This is a genomic window from Pseudomonas sp. S2_A10 (genome assembly GCF_054668465.1).
Window position 1 is genome coordinate 1,622,867 of the sequence record NZ_CP162773.1, and the last position, 12,450, is coordinate 1,635,316.

A 12,450-nucleotide genomic window follows, 5' to 3' on the forward strand; every position below is an offset into this window, starting at 1 on the left:
CAGCGTATCGGCGCCTAAGCTCATTCCTAAATGGTATTTGCTGACCTTTTTTTAGATCGATTAGCTTTGCCGTACTCCCAACACGGCAAATCCCATCGAAAAGGCGACGCATCATGGCGAAACGCGCACTATCAAGTCAATTTGTTACAGTTTGTGTGTCGGCACTGTTTTCTTTTTCCGCACATGCCGCCGGTCTGACGGTCGGCTACCAGACCGGGATCGATCCGAGCAAAGTGCCGCAGGCCGATGGTGTCTATGAAAAAACCATCGGCGAGAAGATCGACTGGCGTCGTTTCAACAGCGGCCCGGAAGTCGTCACTGCCATTGCTTCTGGCGACGTACAGATAGGCAACCTTGGCTCAAGTCCCCTGGCAGCAGCTGCTTCACGCAATCTGCCGATCGTGGCGTTCATCGTTTCGGCACAGATCAATGCCGCCGAAGCATTGGTGGTGCGCAACGGCAGCGGCATCGACAAACCGCAGGACCTGATCGGTAAAACCATCGCCACACCGTTCGTGTCCACCTCGCACTACAGTCTGCTTGGGGCGCTGAAGCACTGGGGCCTGAATACCTCGCAAGTCAAAGTGGTCAACCTGCAACCGGCGGAAATCGCCGCCGCGTGGAAGCGTGGCGACATTGATGGTGCGTTTGTCTGGTCGCCGGCGCTAGGCGAGATCCGCAAGACCGGCAAGACCCTGACCGACGCCGCCCAGGTCGGCCAGTGGGGTGCGCCAACCTTCGAGGTGTGGGTGGCGCGCAAGGACTTTGCCGAGAAGCATCCCGAGGTCGTGGCGAAATTCGCCAAGGTCACCCTGGATTCGTTCGCTGATTACGCCGCACACAAAGACAGCTGGACGGCCGACTCGGTGCCTGTGCAGAAAATCGCCAAATTGACCGGTGCCAACGCAGCAGATGTACCGGAACTGCTGGCCGGTTCGGCGTTCCCGGATGCCAAGGCGCAGCAAAGCACGGCGCTGCTGGACGGCGGCACCGCCGAGGCCATTGCCGAAACGGCGAAATTCTTGAAGGAACAGGGCAAGGTCGAGACAGTGCTGGCGGATTATTCGCCGTACGTCAGCGCCAAATTCATCACTGACTGAATGCAGAAAGTGGCGAGGGGATTTATCCCCGTTGGACTGCACAGCAGTGCCCCAGCGATTCCAAGTGAAACCACAGGGGGCCGCTACGCGACCCAGCGGGGATAAATCCCCTCGCCACAGACCTCGCTGTTGTTCAGAGGGTCTTTTCGAAGATCTTCGAATTACGCTGATAGTTGTACAGCGACGCCCGCGCCGCTGGCAGGCGTTCGACGCTGCTTGGCTCGAAACCGCGCTCGCGGAACCAGTGCGCGGTGCGCGTGGTGAGTACGAACAGGGTTTTCAAACCCTGCGCCCGCGCGCGGGTTTCGATGCGTTCGAGCAACTCGTCGCCGCGTCCGCCGTGGCGGTATTCCGGATTCACCGCCAGACACGCCAGTTCGCCAGCATCGGAATCGGCAATCTGATACAGCGCCGCACAGGCGATGATCATGCCTTCGCGCTCGACCACGCTGAACTGCTCGATCTCGCGCTCCAGCACTTCCCGCGAGCGGCGTACCAGAATGCCCTGCTCTTCCAGCGGACTGATCAGGTCGAGCAAACCGCCGACGTCTTCAATCGCCGCTTCGCGCACCAGTTCGAACTGCTCCTGCGCCACCAGCGTACCGCCACCGTCACGGGTGAACAGCTCGGTCAGCAGCGCACCATCTTCGGCGTAACTGACGATATGGCTGCGCGCAACGCCGCCTCGACAGGCTTCGGCGGCGGCATCGAGCAATTCCGCTTGATAGTTGCTCATGCCCAGACGCTGCAAATGTGCCGGCACTTGTTGCGGGCGCAGTTCGCGCACCAGTTTGCCGTTTTCGTCGATCAGGCCGAGCTCGGCGCCAAACAACAGCAGCTTGTCCGCGCCCAGATCAATCGCAGCGCGGGTGGCGACGTCTTCGCAGGCAAGGTTGAAGATCTCGCCGGTCGGCGAATAGCCCAGCGGCGACAACAGCACGATCGAGCGCTCATCGAGCAGGCGATTGATGCCTTTGCGGTCAACCCGACGCACTTCACCGGTGTGGTGATAGTCGACACCTTCCAGCACACCGATCGGCCGCGCGGTGACGAGGTTGCCGCTGGCCACGCGCAGACGCGAGCCCTGCATCGGCGACGAGGCCATGTCCATCGACAGCCGCGCTTCGATGGCGATGCGCAACTGGCCGACCGCATCGATCACACACTCAAGCGTCGCGGCATCGGTAATGCGCATGCCGTGATGATAATGCGGGGTCAGGCCACGGGCGGCGAGACGGGTTTCGATCTGCGGGCGCGAGCCGTGCACCAGCACCAGACGCACGCCCAGACTGTGCAGCAAGACCAGGTCGTGGACGATATTGCCGAAATTCGGATGCTCGACGCCGTCGCCGGGAAGCATGACGACGAAGGTGCAATCGCGGTGGGCATTGATGTAGGGAGACGCGTGGCGAAGCCAATTAACGTATTCGGGCATAAACCTGGGCCTGTAATAAAGAGCAGCCGAAAAAAGGGGCGAAACGAAAAACGCACAGCGGGCTGATGGTTATCGTCGGAACAGGCTTGGCGACACGCGCGCTCTCCTCATGAATACGGGTTGTGGTGCAGGCAATTTACCGGGTTGATGCAAGACATTTAACCCTGTGGGAGCGAGCCTGCTCGCGAAAGCGGTGGACCAGGTTCATCAATGGCGACTGACAAAACGCTTTCGCGAGCAGGCTCGCTCCCACACAGGGCCGTCATCGTTCGTCTGTCGTCAGGCAGTAATGTTCAATCAACTGCCGAATCAGATGCACGGTAGGCTGCAAACGTGACATTTCAAGGTACTCGCCGGGTTGATGCGCGCAGGCAATGTCGCCGGGGCCGAGGACGATGGTTTCGCAGCCGAGGCGCTGAAGATAAGGCGCTTCGGTGCCGAACGCTACTGCTTCGGCGCGATGGCCGGTGAGCTTTTCAGCGATGCGCACCAGTTCGGCATCTTCGGACTGCTCGAACGGCGGCACTTCCGGGAACAGCGGTTTGTAATCGATTTTCACCTTATGCCGCTCGGCCACCGGGTTGAGCTTGCGCAGGATTTCCGCGCGCAGCAGGCTCGGGTCCATGCCCGGCAGCGGCCGCAGGTCGAATTCCAGCGAGCACTGGCCGCAGATGCGATTGGGATTGTCGCCGCCATGAATGCAGCCGAAGTTCATCGTCGGTTGCGGCACGCTGAACTGTGGGTTGCTGAATTCACGCTGCCACAACAGACGCAGACCGCGCAGTTCGCCGATGGCATCGTGCATCGCTTCAAGGGCGCTGTGGCCCAGGCGCGGATCCGAGGAGTGGCCGCTCTGCCCGAGGATGTCGATGCGCTCCATCATGATGCCTTTGTGCATGCGAATCGGCTTGAGCCCGGTCGGCTCGCCGATCACCGCCGCGCGGCCCAGCGGCTGCCCGGCCTCGGCCAGTGCGCGGGCGCCGGACATCGAGCTTTCTTCGTCGCAGGTGGCGAGGATCAGCAGCGGTTGCTTGAACGGCTGATCGAGCAGCGGCCGCACGGCTTCGATGATCAGCGCGAAGAAGCCCTTCATGTCACAACTGCCCAGCCCGACCCAGCGACCGTCGACTTCGGTGAGCTTCAGCGGGTCGGTCTGCCACAACGCGTCGTCATAAGGTACGGTGTCGCTGTGCCCGGCCAGCACCAGGCCGCCGGGGCCGCTGCCGATACTGGCAAGCAGATTGAATTTGCCGGGGCTGACCTGCTGTATATCGCAGCTGAAACCCAGGTCACCGAGCCAGCACGCCAGCAGATCGATGACGGCGCGGTTGGACTGGTCCAGGTTCGGTTGGGTACAGCTGACCGATGGCGCGGCAATCAGCGCGGCGAACTGGTCTTGCATGGACGGCAATGGCATCACTGACTCCAGGTCCCGGATTGAGGCCCACTATAGAACCATCCGGCGCGCGGAATAAACCGCCGCAGGGCGTAGGAAGTTTGACTCCTGTACACTGCACGGCCTTGGCAGCCACACATTCCCCCGGCTGCGCTCCCGATTCTGGATGTTCCGGCCATGCAAAAAGAAACTGAAATCAAACTCCGCGTCAGCCGCGAAACCCTCGCTGCCCTGCGCGAGCACCCGCTGCTGAAGAAACGCAACAAAAGTGGCTGGGAACGCCGTGAGTTGATGAACCAGTACTTCGACACCCCCGAGCGCGACCTCGCCCAGGCCAAGGTCGCCCTGCGCCTGCGCAAGGACGGTGACGAAGTGATTCAAACTCTCAAGACCCGTGGCCAGAGCGTCGCCGGTCTGTCCGAGCGTAACGAGTACGACTGGAAACTGCCGAAAGCCAAGCTCGACGTGAAGAAACTCGACGGCGAATGCTGGCCAGAGTCGCTCGCCGAGCTGGACAAGAAAACCCTCAAGCCGATCTTCACCACCGATTTCGTCCGCGAGCGCGCCGAAATCGCCTGGGGCCGTGGCAAGACCAAAGTAGTCATTGAAGCCGCGCTGGATCTCGGTCACGTGGTGGTCGGCAAGCAGAAAGAAGAAATCTGCGAGCTGGAACTGGAATTGCGCGAAGGCGAGCCTGCCGCGTTGCTGGAACTGGCTGCCGAACTGGCCGAAACCCTGGCGCTGATGCCATGCGATATCAGCAAGGCCGAGCGTGGTTATCGCCTGCACGACGCCAACAGCTACTCGCTGAGCCTGCCAGCGCCGCAGCTGACCACCGAAACCCGTCTCGACGACGCCTTCGCCGCGCTGAGCTGGCATCTGCTCGGCAGCAGCCAGCGTCTGGCCGAACAATATCGCTTCAACGGCCACTGGCGTCTGCTGCAGGACTGGGTCGAGAACCTCGCGGAAATGCGCGCCCTGCTCAGCAGCCTCGGCCAGGCCGCGCCGCGTCAGTCGACCCACGATTTGCGCGTGGCCCTCGATGCCTTGCTGGAAGACTGGCGTCCGCTGGTACAGGTCGGTATCGAAGACGAAGACGTGCGCAAGGCCGCGCCGGAGCAGTTCCTCGAAGAACTGGAAGACCCGCGCTGGGGCCAGTTCTCGCTGAACGCTTCACGCTGGCTGCTGGCCCGCACCTGGACCGCCGACCGCAACACTCGCGGTAATCGTCAGGGTGACGCGCAACTGCACAGCTGGCTGCCGCGTCTGCTCGGCGAAGAAGCCACTGCTCTGCAGCTGCAACGCTATCAGCAGCAGCCGGAAGATCTCGCTGAACAACTGCCGCGTATCGAACGCATTCAGGTCTGGTTGCACCATGCGCGCAACGTGCTGGACATCCCGGAAATGGATCGCCTGTACGGTGAGCTGAACAAACTGGCGCAACTGGCCAACGAGCCGACCATCACCGACGAACTGCTCGATGCACGCAAGCATCAGGCGATTGCGGTGTACCAGAATCGCGCCTGGAAAATCCTCCTGCGCAGCTAAACACCTTCCCACCTGATCGTTCCCACGCTCTGCGTGGGAACGATCAAGCGGGGACTGCTGCACAGCCCAGCGGGGATAAATCCCCTCGCCACAAAGGCCATCCGCACTAGACCGGCAGGCTCGTGGTGGACTTGATTTCAGAAAGCGCCACAATCGAATTCACTTCCTGTATCCCCGGCACCAGCGACAGCTTCTCGAAGAAGAATCGCTCGTACGCCTCGATGTCCGCCGCGACTATGCGCAACATGAAATCCACCGCGCCCATCAGCACATAACACTCCAGCACTTCCGGAAAGCCGCGAATCGCCTCGGTGAATTCAGTGAAGTTCGAACGCCCATGAGCGTTGAGTTTGATCTCGGCAAAGATCTGCGTGTTCAGGCCGATCTTCTTGCGATCCAGCAAGGTCACCTGGCCGCGAATGATGCCCTCCTCCTTCATCCGCTGAATCCGCCGCCAGCACGGCGATTGCGACAGGCCGACCTGTTCGGCGATCTGCGCGCTCGACAGCGAAGCGTCTTCCTGCAGCAAGGCGAGGATCTTGCGGTCGTAGGCATCCAGCTCGCTGTGCATAAAAAATCCTCAAAGATCAGCTTTCACGAATCAATTCTTTCGATAAATCTGTACAGGCGCCGATCATAGCCAAGAAATACCCCGCACCGAATGCAAAAATTTCTCCACTGATCTGGAGATTTGCCATGCCGCATCTTGAAGCCGTGAACAGCACCCCCACCCGCGCCGATGTCTGGAACGTCAACAACGCTCACTGCCTGGCGCAGTACCGAATCCTTGCCGAGGCCGAGCCGGACCTGCTGGTGCGCGTGCTGAATCTGTTCGCCTTGCAGTTTCTGACCCCGGAGCAGGTCAACGTCCAGCGCCAGGACGATCTGCTGTCGATCGACCTCCTCATGAGCGGCCTGAGCTGGCATCGCGCGCAAGTGATCGCGGAAAAACTGCGCAACCTGATCAGCGTCTGCACAGTGGACCTGCACAACGCCGACGCAGCGTGGCAGGCGCCCGCACAGGCTGCCGGCTGACAAATCCGGCAACGGCTTCGTCGGGTAGTGGCCCAACGGTCAGCAGAGCCACGACTATCCTTTTGCGCATGACGCTTAAAAAGGAAAGCCGCATGTCCGTTCAATTTGTCACTCAGGACCGCTGGCTGGACCTCAACGATGTATTACGGGAACTGGTCGCCCAAGGCTTCATCTGCCAGGACGCGGCGGAACAGGCGCTCAATGCCCGCCGTCGCCATGCTGCTCACGGGCAGATGCATCCGCTGGAATTCATCGCCAGCCAGCAACTCGACGACCTCAGCCGTCCGGGCAAACATCTGGATCTGGAAAGCCTGACCCTGTGGCTGGCGCAACAGGCCGGTCAGCCGTATTTGCGCATTGATCCGCTGAAAATCAATGTCGCGGCGATCACGCCGCTGATGTCCTATGCCTTCGCCCAGCGCCACAAGATTCTCGCCGTCGCCGTGGACCGCGATTCGGTCACCGTGGCCAGCGCTCAGCCCTACGTCAGCGGTTGGGAAGCCGACCTGACCCACGTGTTGAAGCTGCCGATCAAACGCGTTGTGGCCAACCCGGTCGACATCCAGCGCTTCAGCGTCGAATTCTTTCGTCTGGCCAAATCGGTCAGCGGCGCCAGCAATGCCGACGCCCAGGGCGGCAACCTCGGCAATTTCGAACAACTGCTCAATCTCGGCGCCAGCGACCAGGAACCGGACGCCAACGACGCGCACATCGTCAACATCGTCGACTGGCTGTTCCAGTACGCCTTCCAGCAGCGCGCCAGCGACATCCACATCGAACCGCGCCGTGAGCACGGCACCGTGCGCTTTCGCATCGACGGCGTGTTGCACAACGTCTATCAATTCCCGCCGCAGGTGACCATGGCGATTGTCAGTCGCCTGAAAAGCCTCGGTCGCATGAACGTCGCGGAAAAGCGCAAACCCCAGGATGGCCGGGTCAAGACCAAGACCCCGGACGGCGGCGAAGTGGAATTGCGTCTGTCGACCTTGCCGACGGCGTTCGGCGAAAAAATGGTCATGCGGATTTTCGACCCGGAAGTGCTGCTGAAAAACTTCGACCAGTTGGGTTTCAGCGCCGACGACCTGCGCCGCTGGCAGGACATGACCCGCCAGCCCAACGGCATCATTCTGGTCACCGGGCCGACCGGTTCGGGCAAGACCACCACCCTGTACACCACGCTGAAAAAACTTGCGACGCCGGAGGTCAACCTCTGCACCATCGAGGACCCGATCGAAATGGTCGAGCCGGCCTTCAACCAGATGCAGGTGCAGCACAACATCGAACTGACCTTCGCCGCTGGAGTGCGCGCGCTGATGCGACAGGACCCGGACATCATCATGATCGGCGAGATCCGCGATCTGGAAACTGCGGAAATGGCGATTCAGGCCGCACTCACCGGCCACTTGGTCTTGTCCACCCTGCACACCAACGATGCACCAAGCGCCATCAGCCGTTTGCTCGAACTCGGTGTGCCGCATTACCTGATCAAAGCCACCGTGCTCGGCGTTATGGCTCAGCGTCTGGTGCGCACGTTATGCCCGCACTGCAAGGCGCCACTGACGCTCGAGGATGAAGACTGGCAAACCCTGACCCGGCCCTGGCAAGCGCCGCTGCCGAGCAATGCGCAGCGAGCGATCGGTTGCCTGGAATGCCGCGACACCGGCTATCGCGGCCGCGCCGGGGTCTACGAAATCATGCAACTGAGCGACAGCCTCAAAGCGCTGATCACCCCGGATACCGACCTCACCGCGATCAGGCGTCAGGCATTCAAGGAAGGCATGCGCAGCCTGCGCCTGTCCGGCGCGCAGAAAGTCGCGGCGGGGCTGACCACGGTGGAAGAAGTGCTGCGGGTGACGCCGCAAAGTGAGTTGAAATAATTCAGCACGGAACTGGATCGGGGGATCGGCTATCCAACGCCGTAGTCAATCCCAGGAGTCACCTCATCATGCGTCTCAAACTTGCTGTCGCCACCTTGGCCCTGCTGTCGCTTCCCGTTGGTTCGGCCATGGCGGACAGCTTTTGGCGTAACGTCATCTCCTCCGGTGCCACCACCGGCTCGACCTACCTGACGTTCAAGGATCACAAGCTGATCGTCGCCGCCCAGGACGACGCCGGCAGCTTCGTCGCCAGCGACGGCGGCATCCGTGGCCCGTACCTGGAAGCAGCCATGCAGAAAGTCCGCGCCGACAACCCGGGCCTGCAGGCTTCGGACATGGAACTGGCGAACGCGATTCTGGCGAAGAACGCCGTGGCTTCCGAGTAAACGTTGCGCCGATGAAAATGCCGCTCGATCGAGCGGCATTTTTTTGCCCGTCTTCTGAAACCGATACAAAACCCTGTGGGAGCGAGCCTGCTCGCGAAAGCGGTGAGCCAGTCACCGAAAATGCTGGCTGGACGATTGCTTTCGCAAGCAGGCTCGCTCCCACAGGGACGGCGGTGGATTTAGAGATCAGCGGTAATCATCCACCGGGACACACGCGCAATACAGGTTGCGATCCCCGTAAACGTTATCCACCCGATTCACCGCCGGCCAATATTTGTGCAATCGGGTGTGCGCATCCGGGGTAATGCCCTGTTCGACACTATAGGGCCGTTCCCAGATCCCAGTGACATCGGCCAGCGTATGCGGCGCGCGTTTGAGCGGGTTGTCTTCGCCCGGCCAGTTGCCCTTCTGCACTTCATTGATCTCTGCGCGAATGCTCAGCATCGCCGCGATGAAGCGGTCGAGTTCTGCCTTGGATTCGCTCTCGGTCGGCTCGACCATCAACGTACCGGGCACCGGGAAGGACATGGTCGGCGCGTGGAAGCCGTAATCCATCAGCCGCTTGGCAACGTCTTCCTCGCTGATGCCGGTCTGAGCCTTCAGTGGGCGCAAATCAAGAATGCATTCATGCGCCACCCGGCCGTTGCGCCCGGCGTAAAGCACCGGGAATGCCCCGGATAGATGCTGCGCCAGATAATTTGCCGCCAGAATCGCCACCTCGCTGGCGTCCGCCAGTTGCGGGCCCATCATGGCGATGTACATCCAACTGATCGGCAAAATGCTCGCACTGCCCCACGGTGCTGCGCTGACTGCGCCGTTCTGCGCCAGCGGCCCGTCAATCGGCACCACCGGATGGTTGGCGACGAACGGCGCCAGATGCGCACGAACGCCGATCGGCCCCATGCCCGGCCCGCCGCCGCCATGGGGAATGCAGAAGGTCTTGTGCAGATTCATGTGCGACACGTCGGCGCCAATGTCCGCCGGTCTGGCCAAGCCGACCTGGGCATTGAGATTGGCGCCATCCATGTACACCTGGCCGCCGTGATGGTGAATCACTGCGCAAATTTCGCTGATGCCTTCCTCGTAAACGCCATGGGTCGACGGATAGGTCGCCATCAGGCACGACAACTTGTTCCCGGCCTCGGCGGCTTTCAGCTGCAAATCATCCAGATCGACGTTGCCCGCCTCATCGCATTCGACAATGACAACACGCATTCCGGCCATCTGCGCCGAGGCCGGGTTGGTGCCATGGGCCGATGACGGAATCAGGCAGATATCCCGCGCGCCCTCCCCCCGGCTCTCGTGATATTTACGGATCGCCAAAAGCCCGGCGTATTCGCCCTGGGCGCCGGAATTGGGCTGCATGCAGATAGCATCGAAACCGGTAATCGCGCAGAGCCAACCCTCAAGTTCTTCGATCATCAGTGTGTAACCGACAGCCTGCTCCCTCGGCACGAACGGATGCAGATTGGCGAACTGCGGCCAGGTGATCGGGATCATTTCGCTGGTGGCGTTGAGCTTCATCGTGCAGGAACCGAGCGGAATCATCGACTGATTGAGCGCCAGATCCTTGTTTTCCAGTTGTTTGAGGTAACGCAGCATCTCGGTTTCGCTGTGGTGAGCGTTGAACACCGGATGTTGCAGGTACGGCGTGCTGCGCTGGAGTTCGTCGGGAATTCCCGAGGCGATGTCCTGCGCATCAAGCGCATCAACGCTCAGGCCGTGATCGGCGCCGAGCAGCACATCGAACAGCTTCGCCACGGTGTGTTCATCACAGGTCTCGTCCAGACTCAGACCGACGCGGCCGCGACCAAGAATGCGCAGGTTGATCTGCGCCGCCTGAGCGCTTTCGATGATCGCCGTTTGCGCACCGCCGACCTCCAGGGTCAGGGTGTCGAAGAACTGCTCGTTGAGCCGTTTGATACCGTTGCGCTTGAGTCCCGCGGCGAGGAGGCAGGTCAGGCGATGCACGCGCTGGGCGATACGCTTCAAGCCCTCGGGGCCGTGATACACCGCATAACAGCTGGCGATATTGGCCAGCAGCACCTGCGCGGTGCAGATGTTCGAATTGGCTTTCTCGCGGCGGATGTGTTGCTCGCGGGTTTGCAGGGCCATGCGCAGCGCGACGTTGCCGCGAGCATCTTTCGATACACCGATGATCCGCCCCGGAATCGCTCGTTTGTACTCCTCGCGGCTGGCGAAGAACGCCGCGTGCGGGCCGCCATAACCCATCGGCACACCGAAACGCTGGGACGAACCGAACACCACGTCGGCACCCAACTCACCCGGCGGCGTCAACAAAAGCAGGCTGAGCAGGTCGGTGGCGACGCAGGCCAGGGCCTGTTGCGCGTGCAGGTGATTGATCAAGGGTTTGAGATCGCGGATTTCGCCGTGGGTGTCGGGGTATTGCAGCAGCGCGCCGAACACCTCGTGCTGCGCCAGGTTATCCACCGCGTCGACGACCAGCTCGAAGCCGAAACCTTCGGCGCGGGTCTGCACCACGGAGAGGGTTTGCGGATGGCAGTTTTCATCAACAAAAAACAGATTGCTCTTCGACTTCGCCACGCGCCTGGCCAACGCCATGGCTTCGGCCGCTGCGGTGGCCTCATCGAGCAGCGAGGCGTTGGCCAGTTCCAGGCCGGTGAGGTCGATGGTCAGTTGCTGAAAATTGAGCAGCGCTTCGAGCCGGCCTTGAGCGATTTCTGGTTGGTATGGGGTGTACGCGGTGTACCAGCCGGGATTTTCCAGCACGTTGCGCAGAATGACGGTCGGCGTCACGGTGCCGTGATAACCCATGCCGATCAGGCTGGTGAACAGCTGATTCTGCTCGGCATAACCGCGCAGTTTCGCCAGCGCAGCCTGTTCGTCGAGTGCCGGCGGCAGATCCAGTGCGCGATTGAAGCGAATGCCCGGCGGCACGGTCTGCTCGATCAGCTCGGCACGACTGCCCAGGCCCAGGCTGTCGAGCATCGCCTGCTGCTCGGCGGCATCCGGGCCAAGGTGGCGGCGCAGAAAGGCTTCGGGATCGCGTAACTGGCTCAGGGACGGCGACTGGGACATGACGGGCTCTCCTGGCTGGCGCTTGGCGTCAATCGACACGGTCAAACCAGCATAGCAGTGCCCTCGAAGATCAAAAGATCGCAGCCTTCGGCAGCTCCTACAGGGGAATGTATTTCAAAGGTAGGAGCTGCCGAAGGCTGCGATCTTTTGATTCTGAAAAAAAGCCCCGACGAATCGGGGCTTTGGGTGTTGCCGGCAACTTACTCGCCGATTGCAGCCTTGTACCCAGCAGCATCCAGCAGCTTGTCCAGCTCGGCCTTGTCGCTTGGCTTGAGCTTGAAGATCCACGCGCCGTACGGGTCGGAGTTCAGCAGTTCAGGCGAGCTGCCCAGATCTTCGTTGATCGCGATGACTTCACCGCTGACCGGGGCGTAGATGTCGGAGGCGGCTTTCACCGACTCGACCACGCCGGATTGATCACCGGCGGCGAACACCTTGCCGACTTCGGTCAGCTCGACGAACACCACGTCGCCCAGCGCTTCCTGCGCGTGATCGCTGATGCCCACGGTGACAGTGCCGTCAGCTTCCAGACGCGCCCATTCATGACTTTCGGCAAAACGCAGTTCGGCAGGGATATCGCTCATCTTCGGTTCCTCGGAAATTGGTCAGCGGT

The 12,450-nt window shown here is 61.2% G+C and carries 10 protein-coding genes; 5 read left to right on the plus strand and 5 right to left on the minus strand.

Translation table 11 applies throughout. The features are described from left to right. The first annotated feature begins 110 nt into the window (after positions 1-110). The gene (gene tauA / locus AB4N41_RS07490; RefSeq protein WP_150637059.1) at positions 111-1,100 is read left to right on the plus strand and encodes a taurine ABC transporter substrate-binding protein; all 990 of its coding nucleotides are present in this window, start codon (positions 111-113) and stop codon (positions 1,098-1,100) included. A 133-nt stretch (positions 1,101-1,233) separates the two neighbouring features. Here tauA and argA read toward each other — a convergent pair whose 3' ends face one another. Together argA and argE are read right to left on the minus strand one after the other, a co-directional pair. Further along, entirely contained in the window at positions 1,234-2,535 is a 1,302-nt protein-coding gene (argA, locus tag AB4N41_RS07495; protein WP_016772647.1) for an amino-acid N-acetyltransferase, read from the minus strand. A gap of 262 nt (positions 2,536-2,797) precedes the next feature. After that, positions 2,798-3,952 carry an acetylornithine deacetylase gene (argE, locus tag AB4N41_RS07500; protein WP_252877080.1) on the minus strand — a complete coding sequence of 385 codons (1,155 nt, stop codon included), beginning with the start codon at positions 3,950-3,952 and terminating at the stop codon, positions 2,798-2,800. Positions 3,953-4,108: 156 nt separating this feature from the next. Between argE and AB4N41_RS07505 the strand changes: the two genes are divergently transcribed. Next, a complete protein-coding gene (locus tag AB4N41_RS07505; protein WP_041476882.1) occupies positions 4,109-5,479 on the plus strand; it encodes a CYTH domain-containing protein in 1,371 nt (456 codons plus the stop codon). 106 nt (positions 5,480-5,585) lie between these two features. Here AB4N41_RS07505 and AB4N41_RS07510 read toward each other — a convergent pair whose 3' ends face one another. Continuing rightward, complete coding sequence (locus tag AB4N41_RS07510) at positions 5,586-6,050, minus strand: Lrp/AsnC family transcriptional regulator (protein ID WP_024014730.1); 465 nt, start codon at positions 6,048-6,050, stop codon at positions 5,586-5,588. A 125-nt stretch (positions 6,051-6,175) separates the two neighbouring features. On the opposite strand from AB4N41_RS07510, the gene AB4N41_RS07515 reads away from it, so the two are divergent. From AB4N41_RS07515 to AB4N41_RS07525, 3 genes are all read left to right on the plus strand, one after another. Next, positions 6,176-6,514 (plus strand): hypothetical protein, encoded by a 339-nt coding sequence (locus AB4N41_RS07515; protein WP_460138373.1) that lies wholly within the window; start codon positions 6,176-6,178, stop codon positions 6,512-6,514. Between the two features lie 92 nt (positions 6,515-6,606). Next, positions 6,607-8,391, plus strand: a complete 1,785-nt coding sequence (locus tag AB4N41_RS07520; protein ID WP_024014732.1) for a GspE/PulE family protein — start codon at positions 6,607-6,609, stop codon at positions 8,389-8,391. Positions 8,392-8,456: 65 nt separating this feature from the next. Further along, complete coding sequence (locus tag AB4N41_RS07525) at positions 8,457-8,777, plus strand: DUF2388 domain-containing protein (protein WP_172667868.1); 321 nt, start codon at positions 8,457-8,459, stop codon at positions 8,775-8,777. A 186-nt stretch (positions 8,778-8,963) separates the two neighbouring features. On the opposite strand, the gene gcvP is transcribed toward AB4N41_RS07525, so the two are convergent. Beyond that, positions 8,964-11,837, minus strand: coding sequence for an aminomethyl-transferring glycine dehydrogenase (gcvP, locus tag AB4N41_RS07530; RefSeq protein ID WP_252877081.1), 2,874 nt, complete (start codon positions 11,835-11,837; stop codon positions 8,964-8,966). Positions 11,838-12,037: 200 nt separating this feature from the next. Then, entirely contained in the window at positions 12,038-12,421 is a 384-nt protein-coding gene (gcvH, locus tag AB4N41_RS07535) for a glycine cleavage system protein GcvH (RefSeq protein WP_252877082.1), read from the minus strand. Between the last annotated feature and the right edge of the window lie 29 nt (positions 12,422-12,450).

Excerpts from the sequence above, each read along its gene's own strand:
- argA (WP_016772647.1), bottom strand. The coding sequence starts at position 2,535 with ATGCCCGAATACGTTAATTGGCTTCGCCACGCGTCTCCCTACATCAAT.
- argE (WP_252877080.1), bottom strand. The coding sequence starts at position 3,952 with ATGCCATTGCCGTCCATGCAAGACCAGTTCGCCGCGCTGATTGCCGCG.
- AB4N41_RS07505 (WP_041476882.1), top strand. The coding sequence starts at position 4,109 with ATGCAAAAAGAAACTGAAATCAAACTCCGCGTCAGCCGCGAAACCCTC.
- AB4N41_RS07510 (WP_024014730.1), bottom strand. The coding sequence starts at position 6,050 with ATGCACAGCGAGCTGGATGCCTACGACCGCAAGATCCTCGCCTTGCTG.
- AB4N41_RS07515 (WP_460138373.1), top strand. The coding sequence starts at position 6,176 with ATGCCGCATCTTGAAGCCGTGAACAGCACCCCCACCCGCGCCGATGTC.
- AB4N41_RS07520 (WP_024014732.1), top strand. The coding sequence starts at position 6,607 with ATGTCCGTTCAATTTGTCACTCAGGACCGCTGGCTGGACCTCAACGAT.
- gcvP (WP_252877081.1), bottom strand. The coding sequence starts at position 11,837 with ATGTCCCAGTCGCCGTCCCTGAGCCAGTTACGCGATCCCGAAGCCTTT.
- gcvH (WP_252877082.1), bottom strand. The coding sequence starts at position 12,421 with ATGAGCGATATCCCTGCCGAACTGCGTTTTGCCGAAAGTCATGAATGG.